Origin of the sequence: Vibrio sp. 10N.247.311.12 (genome assembly GCF_041467515.1) — a bacterium.
GTDB classification, from domain to species: Bacteria; Pseudomonadota; Gammaproteobacteria; order Enterobacterales; family Vibrionaceae; genus Vibrio; species Vibrio crassostreae_C.
In genome coordinates this window covers 25,585-44,216 of sequence record NZ_JBFSUV010000049.1, presented here as the reverse complement: position 1 = coordinate 44,216, position 18,632 = coordinate 25,585, and the positions used below count along the sequence as shown (strand labels likewise).

Sequence of the window (18,632 nt, the reverse complement as noted above, 5' to 3'; positions counted from 1 at the left end):
CAATTGTTAAGAAGATAATGTCGGTTAGCGTGTGCTCTATTTTCCAAGCTTGGCGAGGGTCTCGAATAACTGAAATATGGTCCAAAAGGCTTAATCCATTCATTATGGCTAAATATCTGCTGTTAAAAAACAGTATATGATCACACCTAAATCTGATCATCAAATCGATCTTGAATGTATTGAATTTGTTGTGACTTCAGTGGGCGTTGTTAATGATATGGACACTTCCACCCACCGTCTAAACTTATAGTCGGTAACATAAATGAGGAAGAGACCATGACCATTGCAACTTTAGGTATCGACTTAGCTAAATCTTCTTTTGCTCTTCACGGAGTAGATTCATCAGGCAAAGTTCTTTTGAAGAAAAATATCAGCAGAAAGAAGTTGTCCGAAACGTTGACCAATATGCCTCCTTGTCTTGTTGGTATGGAAGCTTGCTCCAGTGCTCATTATTGGGCAAGAGTATTCAAGCAATTTGGTCATGACGTTAAACTTATGCCTCCGCAGTTTGTTAAGCCCTATGTGAAATCAAATAAGAACGATACCGCTGATGCTGAAGCAATCTGTGAAGCGGTAACTCGCCCTAACATGCGTTTCGTACCTATAAAATCGATTGAACAGCAATCAATCCTTTCTGTTCACAAAGCTAGAGAAAGGTTAGTTTCAATGAAAACTGGCCAAACTAATCAATTACGTGGGTTGTTGGCTGAGTTTGGTCTTGTCTTTCCTAAAGGAAGTGCATCACTTAACAAGCAGCTCCCTCTGGTTTTAGAGGATGCTGAAAATAATTTGACGCCACCGATTCGCTGCGTGGTTACTCATTTAAAAGAACTAATTGATGAGCTTTCTTCACGAATTAGTGCGTTAACAAAAGAAATTGAACAATGGCACAGTACGAATGTTGATTCTAAAAGAATCGCAGAGATCCCTGGAATTGGCCCTATAACTGCCACCGCACTTGTTGCAAGTATAGGTGACCCCGCATCTTTTAATAATGGACGGCAGGTATCTGCATGGATTGGACTTGTACCTAAGCAGTTTTCAACGGGTGGCAAACAAGTATTGCTTGGTATAAGCAAGCGGGGGGATGGCTATTTACGAAGACTACTAGTGCATGGTGCAAGAGCTGTTCTTGGGCACTTAAAGCAACAGCCAACCACTTATACTCACCGCTGGTTGAATGACTTACTGAAACGAAAACACAAGAATGTTGCAATAGTCGCACTAGCTAATCGGAATGCTCGAATTGCATGGGCTTTATTGGCTAATCAGCAACACTATAATCCTGAATTACTATCTATCTAAAATTGCGCATGAAGTGGAAATGAGAAAACAGGTAAGACCGTGAGTATGGAACTCTGATTTGATCTTAGGACTTTCAAGTTCGTGTTGTTGATAAGAGCATGCTCAGCGGAAATCATTAAGAGTCCTTGAACTCGGATATATGTCTGCAATCTTTTACCTAAAACTTTCAGATTTACTACTTGCCAATAGGAAGTGTCCATATATGATCAAATCAGCTTGAAGATCAACGACACCATATGTAGCTAGCCGTTAGCTTCTAACGGGCATACCTAGTCCTATGACTTTGTTAATCGCTTTGACATTCGCCATGATTTCGCCCAGTTGAGCGTTGTAACATCTCAAGCTCAATTTATCGCTTGTTAGTCCTTTATATCGGGACATAGCAGTCTCAGATATTGAACGATAGTGATAACCAGACTCTGTTTTCCATTCCGATATTGTTCCATCTCTCAGAGCCATTACCGCTTTGTTTCTGGGATGACCGTCTTCCCAAAGAGCTGCATTCTTTCGAGGCGGTATTAACGGAGTACAGCCTTTATTTTTCAGAGTCTCGTGGCAATTTTTTGTGTCATATGCTCCATCGGCGGATACGGCAGCGACCTTTCTACGTAGTGGGTTGAGTAACGTCGGTAACACTTCACTATCGCCAACATTTACAAGACTGACTTCCGCACTAATCGCTTCGTGAGTATCCACATCCACAGCTAAGTGCAGTTTGCGCCATGTCCTACGTTTTTCTGTACCATGCTTTTTCACTTTCCACTCCCCCTCACCAAAGACTTTGAGGCCAGTAGAATCAATGGCTATATGGCGAATAGCCCCTCTCGATTTATTGCGATATTTGACCTGAACTGTCTTCGAGCGTTTACTGATACAGGTGTAGTCAGGGGACGTTAGTGGAACATCTAATAGCTCAAAGATAGAGTCGATAAAGCCTTGAAGAGCACGTAAAGGAAGAGAGAAGATGCCCTTAATCATCAAGGCGGTTTCAATCGCTGTATCAGAGTACTGAAAGCCTCTCCCACGCTTACCATGATGAGTTTTGCATCGCCATGCATCTACGGCTGAATCATCTATCCAGAATGTAACCGAACCACGTTTACAAAGAGCCTTATTGTACTCCGTCCAGTTAGTTATCTTCTTGTTTGCTTTACCCATATCACCACCATTCCAATCGTTTCAAATGATCAGATCACAGGACTTGGAAAAGGTTCAACTAATTTAGGCAACAACGCCCTTCGGCTACGCAAATGGTTGGGCGGGTGCTCTGTACGGAATAGGCGGTGCTGTCGGCATCCTATTGCTTGCACTTTGGTTTGCTCCGGTTCGTAAACTGAACTTCATGACCATGAGTGAAGAGCTGGCTTATTACGTTGGCGCTAACCGAATCGTAAAAAACGTGGTTGGCCTACTTATCTTTATCGCGTCAATCGGTTGGTTAGGTGCGCACATTCTAGGTGGCGGCATGTACCTAGCGTGGATTGCAGACATCGACCTTAACCTTGCGAAAATTATTATTGCTGCAGCTTTCACTATCTACGTTGTTATCGGTGGTTACACAGCAGTTGTATGGACCGATACGATTCAAGCAATCATCCTTTTTGCTGGCTTCATCCTAATGGCGGTAATGTCTGTTGATCACATTGGTGGCATGGACAACCTTTACGCTGCGATGGACCCTGCTGCTACAAGCTTTTTAGCAATCGATAAACTGGGCATTCTGCCTGCTGTTTCTCTGGCTGTGGTTATCGGTGTGGGTGTACTTGCAACACCTTCATTCCGTCAGCGTATCTACTCTGGTAAAGATGTTTCAACTATCCGTCGCTCGTTCGTTGCTTCTGGTGTGTTGTACCTTTTCTTCTCTATCATTCCAGCAATCATTGGTATGGCTGCACACGCAATCGACCCATCATTGGATAACCCGAACTACTCGTTCCCTTACGTAGCTGCAACGGTTCTTCCTGTTGGCGTAGGCATGATTGTTCTTATCGCAGGCCTATCTGCAACCATGTCGAGCGCAAGCTCAGATGCGATTGCCGGTGTATCTATCCTACTGCGTGACGTGTACGTGATGTTCACAGGCCGCGTACCAAACAAAGAATCAATGTTGAACTACTCTCGTCTAGCTTTGGTTGTGGTGATTGGCTTCGCACTACTGTTCGCACTGACGTCAAACGACATCATTGGCTACATCACTAAGATGATTTCAACGGTTATGTCGGGCATGTTTGTGTGCGGTATGTTGGGTAAATTCTGGAAACGCTACAACTGGCAAGGTGCGCTTGCAACACTAGCAGGTGCTTCTGTAGCTTCATTCGTAGTAATGCTAAACGCTGACTACACAGCCTTCTGGGGCAATCCTGTAATCCCATCATGTCTGTTTGCTCTAACGGCAGGTGTGGTTGTGAGCCTAGTGACTCCGGCTAACCAAGTAACACCTGAAATGGCAAAAGCGATTCTTGATGACGAGCGTGCTCTGATGGAGATGGAAATGTCTGAGACTGGCGTACTTGAAGAAGAAGCGGCACCTCAACGTCCTGCAAATCAAACAAGCTAAACCTAGTCTCCACAACTGGTTTGCTTAATTCAGGTCCTGCTTAGTGGCAGGGCCTTCTCCCACATATATCTCTCTATTTTAGGATCGGCTATGCCTGCATCTTCTCATTTCAATATTGCTTTCTTCGGCGAATGTATGGTCGAAATAAGCGGCTCTCCATTAACCAAAAAATTTGGCGGTGACACGCTCAATACCGCGCTTTACCTTTCTCGCTTAACCCAACATCAAAACCTGTCTGTTCATTACGCGACTGGTTTGGGTAGCGATGAACTGTCTCAAAACATGATTGATAGCTGGCAACTAGAAGGCATTCAAACCAATTTCGTTGAACGTATTCCAAACAAGTTGCCCGGTTTGTACATGGTAGAAACGGACGAAACGGGTGAGCGACATTTCCACTATTGGCGCAATGACGCGGCAGTAAAATCTTACTTTCAAACTGACGACCTGAATAAGCTTGAAATCGCGCTGACAGAGAAACAAGTCGACGCGGTTTACATCAGCGGTATCAGTATCGCGATTTTAGATGACACCTCACGTGAACGTCTGTTGAAAGCCATTGGTGTGTTCTCAAATCAAGGCGGAAAGCTGATTTTTGATAACAACTATCGCCCGCAACTTTGGACGACTGAACAAGCTCAGCATTGGTACGCCAAGTTACTACCATTGGTCGACATTGCACTGATTACCGAAGACGACGACCTGCTGGTTTGGGGCAATGGCGAGATCGTTCAACAACGCTGCCTTCGCTTAGGCTGCCAAGAGATCGTCATCAAACGTGGCTGTGAGCCATGCAAGATTGTTCAAGTTGAACAAGGCGATGTTGTTGAGAGTTATGTATCCGCGACTCGTGTTTCTAACGTGGTCGACACCTGCGCTGCGGGCGATTCATTCGCTGCGGGTTATTTAGCTGCGCGTCTTACTGGCGAGAGCGCCACCGACGCAGCCGAATTTGGCCACCAACTGGCTTCTACCGTTATTCAGTACTCAGGCGCGATCATCCCGGTAAGCGCTATGAATCACTTAATTAAAAAATAGAAAAACAAAGCGAATTTATTATGTCTCAAGAAATGATCAACACACTTAAGCAGTTCAAAGTTATCCCTGTTATCCAAATCAACAAGGTGGAACATGCGATTCCACTAGCAAAAGTGTTGGTAGAAAACGGCCTGCCAGTAGCAGAAGTGACGTTCCGTACCGAAGCGGCAGCGGATTCGATTCGTGCGATGCGTGATGCCTACCCAGAGATGTGTATCGGTGCAGGTACAGTACTCACACCTGCGCAGATCGACCTTGCGAAAGAGGCGGGCAGCGAATTCATCGTAGCACCGGGCTTGAATCCCAACACAGTAAAACGTTGCCAAGAGATCGGTATGCCAATCGTTCCTGGCGTAAACAACCCAAGCCAAGTAGAGCAAGCGTTGGAGCTAGGTCTTAACTTTTTGAAGTTCTTCCCAGCAGAAGCGTCTGGTGGGATCAATATGGTGAAATCTCTGTTAGCGCCATACGTTGATGTGTCTTTAATGCCAACGGGAGGTATCGGCAAGCACAACGTGAATGACTACCTAGCCGTGGATCGCGTGGTGTGCTGTGGCGGTACTTGGATGGTATCTCCGAAGATGATCGAGAATGAACAGTGGGACGAGATCGCGGAGTTGGTTCGTGAAGCGGTTGAGTTGGTTAGCTAATCATAAGTTTGTGAGCTCATTCGTTTTTCACAGACGATAGGCTTTGAGCTCACGATAAACAACAGCAGTGGCTGAAGGTTCTGTTTTGTGAATCGCCTCCGATAAACAAAACAGAACGTCCGTTATATAGGAAAACTAATAATGAAAAAAACTATATTGTCTCTATTGATTTCAAGTTCAGTAGTGTCCCCAATGGCGTTAGCAATGGCTCCGAATACCGATCTAAATTTAATGCCGTATCCACAAACAGTCGAGCTGCAAGCTGGGCAAGTTAAGGTCGACGGTAACTTCAAGGTTTACATCAAAGGCATTAACTCTGATCGCGTTGAATACACCGCGAAACGCTTTATCGATCGCCTAGAGCGCCAAACTGGCGTGCCGATTCTAAACTGGCAGGTTGATAGCGCAGACGAAGCGAACCTGATCATTGATATCGACGCGGCGCCAAAGTCTGAAGTACAGAACATCGACTCTGTAGAGTCTTACAAAATTACGACTCAGGGTGAGCAAATCACGCTGAGCGCACCAAGCCCATATGGCGCTATTCACGGCATCGAAACCCTTTTACAGCTCGTTGAAACCACAGCGATTGGCTACCACATTCCTGCTGTCACGATTGTCGATGAGCCTCGCTTCCGCTGGCGTGGTGTCTCTTACGATACCTCTCGTCACTTTATCGAATTCGATGTGCTGATTCGTCAGTTAGATGCGATGGCATCGGCGAAGATGAACGTTTTCCATTGGCACTTCTGGGACGACCAAGGTATTCGCATTCAAACCGAATCATGGCCACGTTTGTGGTCTGAAACCGCTGATGGTAACTACTACACCAAAGACCAAGTCCGTTACTTAGTGGAATACGCGCGTAATCTTGGTATTCGTGTGATTCCAGAGGTGTCTCTTCCGGGTCACTCTTCTGCGGTTGCTTATGCTTACCCGCGCCTGATGTCGGGTGGTGAAGGTCAAAGCTATGAGCAAGAGCGTGGTTGGGGCGTGTTTGAACCATTAATGGACCCATTGAATCCAGAGCTCTATGAAATGCTGGGCGACGTATTTGATGAAGTGACCGAGCTGTTCCCAGACGAGTATTTCCACATCGGTGGCGATGAGCCGAACTATGCGCAGTGGAAAAACAGCGAAAAGCACCAACAGTTCATTGAAGAGAATAATATTGATGGTGAGCGTGGCCTGCAGTCTTACCTCAATGTAAAAGTTGAGAAGATGCTCGAAGAGCGCGGTAAGAAGATGACGGGTTGGGATGAGATCTGGCATAAAGATCTGCCAACTTCTATCGTGATTCAAAGCTGGCAAGGGCACGATAGTATCGGTCGTGCAGCGAAAGAGGGCTACCCAGGTATTCTTTCTACGGGTTACTACCTAGATCAACCTCAGCCAACTAGTTACCATTATCGCAACGATCCAATGCCAAGCGGCATCACGGTTGACGATAAGCTGCACAGTGGCGAAAAATTCGTGACTTACCAATGGCAGAAACCTCGTTCTAAAGGCAGCCCACGTAAGGGAACACTGACCATGATTGAAGCAAAAGACGGCACGTTCCGCGCATTCAGTGATTACAACGGCAAGTCTCGTGAAGAGATCTACATCCTTGATTACGTGCCGGGCAAAACCTTTGTCGGCCACTTCAATAACTTCATGTCGTATACCGAATTCAACCTGAACTTGAATCCAAATGGGTTTGCGGAAGGCAGCTATCAGTTAATTGGTAACGTGCGCTGGCCAACCACAGGCGAAGTGATTGCGAGCAGTGATGTAGAAGGCAGCGTGATCCCTGAGCCAAACGGAGGCTACCCCGCGGAGCTAACCGACAAAGAAAAAGAGCTGATTTTAGGCGGCGAGATCACCATGTGGCTAGAAAACAAAGACAGCCTCACGGTCGAAAACTACCTATGGCCTCGCAGTTATGCAATTGCAGAACGTTTCTGGTCGGATGCAGAACTGACAGACGAACGCAGTATGTATAAGCGCATGAAAGCAATGGATACATGGTCGGAAGTATCGGTAGGGCTACGTCATCACGCAGATGCTGATATGTTGTTGAAGCGCATTGCCAAAGGCCAAGATATTCACGACCTGCGCGTGCTAGCGAAATACACCGAGCCGGCTCAATACTATGCTCGCAACTGGGAAAAGTGGAACTCCACTGAACCTAAGGGCACCTTGTACAGCCAATACGAGCGCCTAAATCGCTTCGTGGATGCTTTGCCAGTAGAAAGCTACGCGGTGTATGAGATGCAAGACTTGGTCAATGAAGTGGCGACAGGCAATCAGCAGGCGCTAGAGCAACTTGCAGAGCATTATCAGCAAGCAAAATCAGCTGCACTAGCGGCGGAAACTGTCTTCGCTGGTAACGTGTCTTCGGTAGAGACTGTGGTGGTTGCAGAGAAAACCGTTGAAGTTGCAGATTTAGCATTAACTTTGATTGCTAAAGCGCAAGCTGGCGAGAAGGTAAGAGAAGCTGACGTGAATGCCTACCAAGCGATACTGTCTGATTCGGCGAAAATCTATGATGAATCAATCATCGCGATTGTTCGCCCGACTGAGTTACTGTTAAAGCAGCTAGCTGAGTAAGTCGCGAACTGATTAACTGATAAGTCATACGCTAATAAGTGAATCAAAACCGCCCTCTGTGGGCGGTTTTTTAGTTCTGTCTTCTTTATGTGGTGCGATTTAATGCTTTTTGTTAGTAACTACTCACTATCTATATTCTTCAGCGTTAATGTGAATGTCATGCCTTGGTCTGGGTTGTTCTTTGCTATCAAGGTGCCTTGCATATCCCGTACATTGTTGGCTGTAATAGCTAACCCCAGCCCCAAACCTTCGCCCATTTTTTTGTTGGTATGAAACGGTTCGAAAATGGTTTCGAGTTGGTCTTCTGATACACCGCAGCCATTGTCTTGCACCTTGATGATCACACGTTGTTGATCGGTATGTGCACTGATAACAATGGTCGCGGGTGTTTGATTCTGAGTAGCATCGATGGCGTTTCTAAGCAGGTTACCAAGCACTTGGCGAAGTCGTGCTTCTTCTCCCATTACCATCGAAATATTGGAAGCGACACGCACGCGAATATCGACGTTTTCCAGTTCGGCTTGATGAATTCGCAGGGTTTCTTGCAGTGCGTCTGTCAGTGAAACTGGGTAAGGCTTTTCAAGTCTTTGGAAGGCGAACGACTTCAGCTGGCTAGTCATGTTAGCCATTCGGTCGATTAGGCTCATCACCAGATCCATGTTCGCTTTCAGCATCTTAGTCTCGCCTCTTTCCATCAGCAACTGGTTACTCGAAAGTAGGGTTTTTAGGCCAGTAAGCGGCTGATTGAGTTCATGAGTAATCGCACTCGACATCCGCCCTAGTGCAGCCAGTTTGCTAGATTCGACAAGTTCTTGCTGCGCATCTTTTAGATCTTGAGTTCGCTCTTCGACCCGCAGTTGTAGCGTTTTATTGGCGTTTTGCACCGCAATTTCGGCTTTCTTACGTTTGCTGATATCGATTACGGTACACAGGTAGTAAGTCGTCGCATGCCAAGGAAAGGCGCTAATTGAGAATAAAACAGGGAAGTAGCTGCCATCGCTGCGTCTTGCCATGGTTTCGACGCTAGTTATCTCGGCCAGCTCTTGATGCTGCTCTAAGTTTTTGAGCAGTTGCAAGGTGGTTGAATTCGGGTTACCTGCCTCAAATAACTGCCACGCCTTGATGTTATTGATCATTGAATCAGATAGTGAAAAGTAGTTCTTCGCCATCAGGTTGATATCGTGAATGTGTCCGTGTTTATCGATCAGTATTAACCCAACATGGGTTTTATTGATCATCCCAGACAGTCGTTTCTCAGACTCTTCGATAAGCTTTTGGATTCTCAGATTGCTGAGCTTTTTCTGGCGTCTTTGGTAAAGAATAACCAACAGTAACAGAATGAAAAGACAGCCAACCGCCACACTCCAGCTGATCCAGTTCGTGGTCTGGTTGAGGCTGGTTAATGGCGTTAGGTAGGTTAAACGCCAATTCAGATCGTCTAACTTGATGGACTGAATTAGGTAATCTTTATCTTGCAATCGCCACACGCGAATATGGGTTTGGTCATACAGCTCACGTTTTGTCGCTGTGGGCTGAGAATTGAAGGTGTCATTGAACCAATCGGCACTCAACCTGTTGTCACTGGAGAGAAAGAACTGATCGCGAGGGTTCTGAAACAGTATCGCCTCACCATCGGCAAACCATTGATCGGTTAACAATGACAAATCGATTTGCACCGCGACAATGCCAACCACATCAGAGGCTCGATATACGGGTGCCGCTATGAAGTAATCGGGTGTCACGCCTTTGTTTTTTGTCACCACTGAAATCGCACCACCTTGTTGGTGGATCTTCGAAACAATTGTACTGGCGTTCTTATTGCTCAGTTTGCTTCTTTCAACACTCGATACCAACAAGTCCCCTTCGCCAGAAAGCAGATACCAGCCCTTGGTGTTGGCGGCTTTATCCAATTGAATCAGCTGCTTCTTAATGCGTTTTTCTAGGCGGGCTTCACCATCAATGAAGCGCACACTGGTTTCATCATTGGTTACTAGGTAGGGCAGATAATAGAAACGCTTAAGGGTTCGCCTTGCTTCGGCAATGTAGCCAAGGAAGCGCTGTTCGGCATAGCGTTGGGCTTGTTCAAGCTTCCACTGGCTGATGCCATTCTTGGTGGTGACCTGCACCAAACCAATCAATAAACAGGTACACAGGAATAACCAATATCGATTGTTATTCATCATTTCTGATCAAATCCCTTTAAAATTAGTGGCTTGCCTCTTTGAGCTAGTGGTTTGACAAGGTTTTATGTTTGCTTTTTAAGCGAATGGAGAGTGAGACAAATCGAAGCTAACAAACATTATTAAACTGTTAAAGGAGTGTTATTCAAAGTGGGAGCTAGCTCCTTTTCGTCTGAGGTTTTTTTACATACCGTGGACGATATTAATCAGATGTAGAGTGGCGGAACCAAACTATGCAGCGTATTGCTTTAATTGAAGATGACGCGATTGTGCGTCAAGCAACCAGCCAATGGTTGCAGCTGGCGGGCTTCGATGTCACCGCATTTGAAGTAGGACAAGATGCGTTAAACGCCGTAGAGCAGGGTGATTTTCAAACCATTATCACCGATGTTCGTTTACCTGATATTGATGGTGTTGATCTGCTAGGGCGTTTCAAAGGTCTTGTGCCAGATGTGCCTGTTATTTTGATTACTGGGCATGGTGATGTCGATATGGCGGTGAAAGCCTTACAGCAAGGTGCCTATGACTTCATTGAGAAGCCATTCGACCCAGAGCGTCTGTCTCAAACGGTATCGGAAGCGGTAGATAAACATCAAAGCGGCCAAGACAGAAACAGTCGTCAGAACTATCTGGATAACCTTAAGGGCATTGAACAGGTGCTGATCGGTCGCAGTAAAGTGATGTGTGAACTGCGCGAGCAAATCCAGAAAGTCGCTTCCATAGACACCAACGTGATCATCTATGGTGAAACGGGTTGTGGTAAAGAGCTGGTCGCCTCTTGCTTACATGAATTCAGCCAACGTAAAACCCATCCGTTTGTTCCGCTCAACTGTGGCGCAATCCCAGAAAATCTCTTTGAAAGCGAGCTGTTTGGACACGAAGCCGGAGCGTTTACTGGTGCGGCCAAACGACGCATTGGTAAGCTGGAATTTGCCGACAAAGGCACAGTGTTCCTTGATGAAATAGAGAGTATGCCGCTGTCGATGCAGGTAAAAGTGCTGCGCACCTTGCAAGATAATGTCGTCGAACGCGTGGGGGGGAATCAGCAACAACATGTTGATCTACGAGTGGTCTCTGCCTCGAAAAGCGATCTACTGAATCACCCCGACTTTCGCCAAGATCTATTCTATCGTTTGAATGTTGCCCAGCTGCATTTGCCTCCACTCAGTGAGCGTGAAGAAGATGCCTTACTTTTGTTTGAACACTTCACCCAAGAAGCCAATTCCGAAACACGTATAGCCAGTGAGGCTGATCGCTATGCACTGCTCTCGTATGCGTGGCCGGGCAATGTGCGTGAACTGCGTAATGTTGCGATTCGTTTTGCATTGGATGAAAGCTTGACCGTTGGGGATATTTTGGCGTGTCGTCCCAATTCTGTCACAGAGTCCACAACGGCGGGCATCCCTTTGGCGGTTCAAGTACAGAGCTTTGAAAGGAAAGTGATTCATGATGCCTTAGTTCGTTATAAAGGGCGTATCAATGACGTGATGCAAGATTTGGATTTACCTCGTCGAACATTGAACCAAAAGATGGTGCGTTATGGGTTAAATCGAAGTGACTATGTTGACCCTTAGAGAGCGGCTTCATCGCAGTGCTTGTTGATTTTTAATGAGCAATAAATGGCTCATTGCATATTTATCAATTTACATACATTGATCACACAAATGCAACATGGTGTGACTTGCTTCCCGATCTACAGGTGTTAATTCCGGTAGCCGATAAGCCAAAAATGGCTTACTTAATAACAGGGGAATAAGCAAAAAACGGCTTATTTTGAATAGGTTTTAAAATAAAAGTAAATTAAAACAAATAGTTAAAAACTGGCATTACGCTTGCTATCTATTGTTGTTAACAAAAATATAACGTGAATAACCCTACATGGAGAGTAACAATGAAATACAACAAGCTGGTTAAAACTTTAGCGCTAGCAATGGCTTCTCTTGGCCTTATCAGTAATGCGTCAGCTGAAGAAGATCGCAGCTATATTTTAGCGACGGCTTCAACGGGTGGTACCTATTATCCAGTGGGTGTGGCCTTAGCGACATTGAGTAAAGTTAAGCTTGCGCCTAAGCAGCACTTTTCTTTGGCGGCTATTAGTTCTGCGGGCTCGGGTGAGAACGTAAAGTTGTTGAACGAGAACGAAGCTCAGTTCGCTATTCTACAAGGTTTGTATGGTGCTTGGGCTTGGCAGGGTTTGGGGCCATATGAGAAATCTGGCAGACAAACTCAACTGCGTTCAGTTTCCATGTTATGGCAAAACGTAGAACACTTTATTGTGCGTTCAGATCTAGCAAAAACAGGTACGGTAAGCGATCTAGAGAACCTAAACGGTAAGAAATTCTCTATCGGTAAGAAGAACTCTGGGACTGAAAACTCAGGTCGTCAAATCATGCAAGGCTTATCCGTGGACCCAGAACAATTTAAACTCGCCTTTATGGGTTATGGTGGCAGTGCGAGCGCATTACAAAATGGCACAATTGATGGTATGAACACGCCTGCTGGTGTTCCTGTTGGTGCGGTGACGCAAGCCTTTGCAGCACTGGGTGAAGATATTCAAATCTTGTCGTTTACCGATGCACAAATCAAACAAGCGAATGGTGATTACAATATTTGGACCAAGTATGAGATCCCAGCAAACACTTATCCAGGTGTCGATAAACCAATTACTACGATTGCCCAACCTAACTTCCTAGCGGTTCGTGAAGACATTTCTGAAGAAGATGTGTACCAACTAACCAAAGCTATCTATGAAAACCTACCTTTCCTACAAGGTATCCATAAAGCAACCAAAGCAATGGCACTCGAGAAAGGGATCGCAGGTCTGCCTGTTCCTCTTCACCCAGGCGCTGCTCGTTATTATCGAGAGATGGGCATCGAGATCCCTTCTGAGTTGATCGTTAACTAGCTTATCTGTTGTCAGGTAACTATTGGTTCGTGAGCTAATGATTTGTCGCGAACTAGCTGTTTGTCATCAACTAACCCCTTCGTGACTTAATTGCTTGGTGCACGTTCGCTCAAGAATGTGTTCGTGCACCTCCTCACTTTATGGATTTTCTCTTCGTGTTTGCTGCGGAGAGCAGGAGTTTTCTATGAGCGATTCGCTGCAGCAGGAACTGAAAAAATTTGAACTGCCGACCCGAACGGATTTTCCGTGGGTGGGCAAAGCAATAACGACAATGGGAGTGCTCCTCTCGTTGTTACACATTTGGTTTAACACCTTATCTACCTTGCCTGAGCTTTGGATCTCGGCGACCCACTTCGCTGGCTTTGCGATCATTTGTGCACTCTGGTATCCCGCTCATATCTCGCTGAAAAATAGCAAGATAGCGCTGGCTGTCGACATCGGAATTGCCTTGGCGGCTCTGGCTTGTCTTATCTATATCCCCTTCGCAGAAGACGCCCTTTATGACCGAGGCGTAAAATTTATCGCCAGTGATTGGTTTTTCTCTATCTTGGCGATTGCCATCGTCATCGAGCTGATTAGACGCACTATGGGCTGGTTCATTCCAGTGCTTATCTTAGTGTGTTTAAGCTATGTAGTGCTTTGGGGACAATGGACCAGCGGTATTTTTCATTTTCCGGGTTTAAGCCTTGAGACGTTACTTTATCGAAGCTTTTATTCATCAGAAGGGATGTTTGGTTCGATCTCAAGAATCAGTTGGACCTTCGTGTTCATGTTCATCTTATTTGGCGCATTTTTAGTTCGATCTGGTGTCGGCGACTACATTATTGATGTATCCCGTGCCGCGGCGGGCAAAGTGATTGGTGGCCCTGGTTTCATTGCCGTTATTGGCTCCGGCTTGATGGGCTCAGTCTCCGGGTCGAGCGTAGCAAACACAGTATCGACGGGCGTGATCAGTATTCCCTTGATGCAAAAGGCAGGTTTCCCTTCGCGCTTCGCGGCAGGTGTTGAAGCGGCTGCATCTACTGGCGGGCAGCTGATGCCACCTGTGATGGGTGCGGGCGCGTTCATCATGGCCTCTTACACGCAAATTCCTTATGTCGATATTATTGCGGTTTCCTTCGTTCCTGCGCTTATCTACTTTTTGTCTGTGGCATTCTTCGTGCGCATCGAAGCAAAACGCAGTGGTGTGCAAAAGGTGACTTCTGGCTGTGAGCCTCTATTGAAAGTATTGCTGTCGGGTTGGCACAACCTGATCCCATTAGCGGTGTTAGTGACTCTGTTGGTGAAGGGCTTTACGCCGACTTACGCTGCGGGCATCTCGATTCTGTCTGTCGTGGTGGCTTCATGGTTCTCTAAAAATCACAAAATGGGTCCAAAGGCGATCATCGAAGCGCTTTCTCAAGGCGCAAAAAACATGGCGACCACGGCTGTGTTGCTAGTGGGCATTGGTCTGGTGATCAACGTGATCAGCACGACTGGTATTGGTAACACCTTCTCGTTGATGATCAATAGCTGGGCGAACGGCGATTTGTTGGTGATGATCGCCTTAATTGCACTGGCGTCTTTGATTCTGGGCATGGGGTTACCAGTAACCGCGGCTTATATCGTGTTGGGTACTCTGTCTGCACCAGCTTTGTATAAACTGATTGCTGAAAGTCAGTTGCTCGACCTGTTGGTTTCGGGACAGTTACCGGAACAGGCGAAAGCTATCTTCATGTTGGCTGCGCCAGATAAGCTTGATTTGCTGAACGCGCCAATGGCACTTGAAACAGCCAAAGAGATGATTGCGTTAGTCCCTGCTGATTTTGTGGAAACTCTGCTTGAACAGAGCCTTGGCTTAGAAGCGATCAGCCTTGCACTGCTTTCTGCCCACTTGATCATTTTCTGGCTATCGCAAGACAGCAACGTGACTCCGCCTGTTTGTTTAACTGCATTTGCGGCTGCAACCATTGCTAAAACACCCCCGATGAGAACGGGATTAATGGCATGGAAGATAGCCAAAGGCTTGTATTTAGTACCATTGTTGATTGCCTACACTAACTTGGTAAGTTGGGATGTGATCTCCGTGTTAGTCACGGGTGGCTTTGCTGTTATTGGTACTTACGCGTTTATCGCGGCGATTGAAGGTTATCTAGAGAGCGAAGTTAATATTATTACTCGAGTAGCGTTGGTTGCGGTAGGTATAGCTCTAGTATGGCCTGATGTTTCAGTCGTGATCCGTTTGGTATGTGTTGCCATTTTTGTTGGCATATTTATCTACAGCGGTCGTAAATACGATGCTAATCAAGTGAAAATGGAATCAGAAAGTGAGGAAAAAAAGTTACCTCAAACCGGGTCTAACACTGTCGCGTCTTCCCTATAATTAAAAGGATTGAATGTAGGAATATTATGAACTCAATATACGACTATATTATCGTTGGTGGCGGCATTGTTGGCGTGTCGACGGCTTGGCAATTACAGCAAGCTCACCTTGATAAAAGTATCCTTTTAGTCGAGAAGGAACGTGGTTTCGCGCAGCACCAAACTGGCCATAATAGCGGGGTGATTCATGCTGGTGTTTACTACGCTCCGGGCAGTTTAAAGGCGGATTTTTGTAAACGCGGCGTAGAGCGCACCATCGCCTTTTGTAGCCAACACGATATCCCCGTCGAAAACTGCGGTAAGTTGTTGGTCGCGACCAATGAGCAAGAAGTGGAGCGAATGAATGCGCTCTATCAGCGTTGCCACGATAACGATATTGATGTTGATTTGTTGGATCAAGCTCAGCTCAAACTTGCCGAGCCAAATATCACGGGTTTGGGTGCGATTTATGTCAAAACCACCAGTATCGTCGACTACAAAAAAGTCACCGAAGTGATGGCTCAAGAGTTTGTTGAGGCGGGTGGTAAGCTTAGCCTTGGTACGGAAGTGATCATGGCCGATGAGCAAGAAGATGAAGTGCAGTTAACGTGCAAAGTAGATGGTCAGACTCTTCAACTGAACAGTCGATTCTTGATCACGTGTTCTGGCTTGATGGCCGATAGAATGACCAAGATGTTAGACATCGAAACCGACTTCCAAATCGTGCCTTATCGCGGTGAGTATTATCAGTTAGACGCTAAGCACAACCAAGTGGTGAATCATCTTATCTATCCGATCCCTGACCCAGAACTGCCTTTCTTGGGCGTGCATTTAACACGCATGATTGATGGCTCCGTAACAGTAGGGCCAAATGCAGTTCAAGGCTGGAAGCGAGAAGGTTATGGCAAGCTTAACTTTAGCTTCAAGGACACTTGGCAGATGCTGAGCTTTGCGGGTTTTTGGAAAGTGACTGCGAATCACTTGAAAACGGGTTTGGTCGAGTTTAAGAACTCGTGGTGGAAACCGGGATATCTAAAGCTAGTGAACAAATACTGCCCGAGTATTACGGTTGATGATTTTAAGCCTTATCCTGCTGGGATTCGTGCTCAAGCGGTACTGAAAGATGGCACCTTGGTCCATGATTTCCTGTTTGCCGAAAGCCCAAGAAGCTTACATGTATGTAACGCGCCATCACCGGCTGCGACCTCTGCAATGCCGATTGGTGAGTACATCTGTGGCAAGGTAATGAAAAAGACGGCTTGATGATAACTAAAGGTTATTAAGTTGAGATGCTCTCCGAAGACAATAAAAAATCCGCAAGCTCCAATCTATTTATGATCGTGGGCTTGCGGATTTTTAGTTTTAGCCGTGTTTGCTAGGTTTAATTGTTAGTCAATTAACCAACCTTAAAGCCAATCAGGAACGAAGTTAGCGACGATGGTGACATCACTAAAGTTACGGTAACCGCGCACCATGATGCTGAATTCACCCGCTGGCTTGTTCAATACACACTGTTCGTTGCTGCTGTTCTGGTATGGGCGGCAGTCGTAGTTCGCTTTCGATACGGTGCCGTTGTGTTTCACATATAAGTCGGCATCGCCACTTCGAGGGCCGGTTAATGTTACCGTTAACTGACCTGCACTTTGAGTCGTAAATGTGAAGAACTGCTCTTCACCATATCCTGCAGTAAGTCCTTTAACAGGCACGCCATTTTGCAGCTCTTTAGGGCCTGCAACGGGTGAATCAAGGCTGGTTTCGACAAGGTAAGCAATGGCTAGTTTGGCGAACTTGGTCGCGTGTGTCGCCGTAGGATCGGAGTTATCAAGCGTGTCGTGCTCAGTGTGAATACTTGGGTTGTAATCATTGAACATGCTTTCGAATGGCATGGCAGCTGGGTAGCCAACATTGTGCCAAGAGGCGTGGTCAGAACAGGCATAGCCACAATCATCGAAACCGTAACTGATGTCGCTCGCGTAAGTGTCGATCAGCTCGCTTAAATAGGCGGTGAGGTTGCTGTCGGTGTAGTCTGTGATGAAGGTGATATCGTGCGCTGAACCGTTGTAGTTGGTCATGTCTAATTGCAATACCGATACAACGTTGGCTTGCTCATCTCTTAAAGCGTTGGCGACATCTTGTGAGCCTCTCAATCCCACTTCTTCGGCTGCATAACCATAAAATTTAATGGTCTTGTCTGGCTGAATACCACTGGCGATCATCAGGCGAAGCGACTCTGTTACCGTTGCAATGCCTGACGCATCATCATCGGCTCCTGGTGAGATGGTGCCTTCGCTTGTCCAAGAACCAACCGTTGAATCAAGGTGTCCGCCAACCACGACGATCTCTGCAGGATATTTCGCGCCAAGCAGTGTCACTTCAACAGATTTTTGCGGATATTCAGCATGTGTGATTTGGCGTGCAGACGCATACGGCACATCTTTAATCTCGGTTTCCCAACGTTCTAAAAGCCAATCTGAAGCAGCGACACCAGTAGAAGTAGTATAAAAACGGTTGGTGAAGTTGGTTAGATTTTCAATGGTCGTGACCATGTTGTTCGACTCGACCTGAGCGAGTAGATCGTTCACCGTATCTTGATGGCTGATCACCGGCTTTTCGAAGGTGCTCATTGTCAGTGGCATCGCTGCGGCTTTGAGTGCGCTTGCTTTGTCTTCGTGCACCATGTAGCCACCACAACGGTGGGTTTCTTCGTGCATGTGACTAGATAGTTTCGCCAGCTCTTTCTGGTTGATTTTCGCGACGATGGAATGCTTGTTTCCTGTCACGCCTGGGTAAACCGTTGCGCCATGTTGAGTCATAATATGCTGTGCGTCAGCATCGGTGGTGATCCAAACTTCTTCGTTCGCTGGTGGTGTGATGCCTAGTGATGCGTAAGCCGAAGTACTGTTGATTAAGGCTAAAGAACCTCCGAGTACAGCCAAAGCTAGCATGCTTTTTTGAATAGCCATTTGTCGTCCTTTTTATGGTGAGTATTGTTATGTTGATGGGGGTGATTTTTGTGTAATACGTGGATGTATTTGTGTAGATGTTTCATTTGCTGAACAGTTAAC

At 46.2% G+C, this 18,632-nt stretch carries 11 protein-coding genes and 1 pseudogene; 9 read left to right on the top strand and 3 right to left on the bottom strand.

Annotated features, from left to right (window positions below; translation table 11 throughout):
• Positions 1 to 276 precede the first annotated feature (276 nt).
• The gene (locus AB6E30_RS18950) at positions 277 to 1,305 is read left to right on the top strand and encodes an IS110 family transposase (protein ID WP_017065108.1); all 1,029 of its coding nucleotides are present in this window, start codon (positions 277 to 279) and stop codon (positions 1,303 to 1,305) included.
• Between the two features lie 249 nt (positions 1,306 to 1,554).
• Here AB6E30_RS18950 and AB6E30_RS18945 read toward each other — a convergent pair whose 3' ends face one another.
• Positions 1,555 to 2,463, bottom strand: coding sequence for an IS5 family transposase (locus tag AB6E30_RS18945; RefSeq protein WP_372104872.1), 909 nt, complete (start codon positions 2,461 to 2,463; stop codon positions 1,555 to 1,557).
• A gap of 79 nt (positions 2,464 to 2,542) precedes the next feature.
• Here AB6E30_RS18945 and AB6E30_RS18940 point away from each other — a divergent pair.
• The 4 genes and pseudogenes from AB6E30_RS18940 to AB6E30_RS18925 form a co-directional block, all read left to right on the top strand.
• A pseudogene (locus AB6E30_RS18940) lies at positions 2,543 to 3,862 on the top strand (sodium:solute symporter family protein); the annotation flags it as partial.
• Positions 3,863 to 3,952: 90 nt separating this feature from the next.
• Entirely contained in the window at positions 3,953 to 4,900 is a 948-nt protein-coding gene (locus AB6E30_RS18935) for a sugar kinase (RefSeq protein WP_372104871.1), read from the top strand.
• Positions 4,901 to 4,920: 20 nt separating this feature from the next.
• Positions 4,921 to 5,550, top strand: coding sequence for a bifunctional 4-hydroxy-2-oxoglutarate aldolase/2-dehydro-3-deoxy-phosphogluconate aldolase (locus AB6E30_RS18930; RefSeq protein WP_372051376.1), 630 nt, complete (start codon positions 4,921 to 4,923; stop codon positions 5,548 to 5,550).
• A 141-nt stretch (positions 5,551 to 5,691) separates the two neighbouring features.
• A complete protein-coding gene (locus tag AB6E30_RS18925) occupies positions 5,692 to 8,142 on the top strand; it encodes a family 20 glycosylhydrolase (protein WP_372104869.1) in 2,451 nt (816 codons plus the stop codon).
• A gap of 119 nt (positions 8,143 to 8,261) precedes the next feature.
• Here AB6E30_RS18925 and AB6E30_RS18920 read toward each other — a convergent pair whose 3' ends face one another.
• A complete protein-coding gene (locus tag AB6E30_RS18920; RefSeq protein WP_372104867.1) occupies positions 8,262 to 10,325 on the bottom strand; it encodes an ATP-binding protein in 2,064 nt (687 codons plus the stop codon).
• 230 nt (positions 10,326 to 10,555) lie between these two features.
• On the opposite strand from AB6E30_RS18920, the gene AB6E30_RS18915 reads away from it, so the two are divergent.
• From AB6E30_RS18915 to lhgO, 4 genes are all read left to right on the top strand, one after another.
• The gene (locus tag AB6E30_RS18915; protein WP_102321268.1) at positions 10,556 to 11,896 is read left to right on the top strand and encodes a sigma-54 dependent transcriptional regulator; all 1,341 of its coding nucleotides are present in this window, start codon (positions 10,556 to 10,558) and stop codon (positions 11,894 to 11,896) included.
• Between the two features lie 317 nt (positions 11,897 to 12,213).
• A complete protein-coding gene (locus AB6E30_RS18910; protein ID WP_371720787.1) occupies positions 12,214 to 13,227 on the top strand; it encodes a TAXI family TRAP transporter solute-binding subunit in 1,014 nt (337 codons plus the stop codon).
• Between the two features lie 184 nt (positions 13,228 to 13,411).
• Positions 13,412 to 15,589 carry a TRAP transporter permease gene (locus tag AB6E30_RS18905; RefSeq protein WP_017061065.1) on the top strand — a complete coding sequence of 726 codons (2,178 nt, stop codon included), beginning with the start codon at positions 13,412 to 13,414 and terminating at the stop codon, positions 15,587 to 15,589.
• 26 nt (positions 15,590 to 15,615) lie between these two features.
• Entirely contained in the window at positions 15,616 to 16,830 is a 1,215-nt protein-coding gene (lhgO, locus tag AB6E30_RS18900; RefSeq protein WP_372104865.1) for an L-2-hydroxyglutarate oxidase, read from the top strand.
• Positions 16,831 to 16,973: 143 nt separating this feature from the next.
• On the opposite strand, the gene AB6E30_RS18895 is transcribed toward lhgO, so the two are convergent.
• Positions 16,974 to 18,530, bottom strand: a complete 1,557-nt coding sequence (locus AB6E30_RS18895) for a M28 family metallopeptidase (RefSeq protein WP_372104863.1) — start codon at positions 18,528 to 18,530, stop codon at positions 16,974 to 16,976.
• Between the last annotated feature and the right edge of the window lie 102 nt (positions 18,531 to 18,632).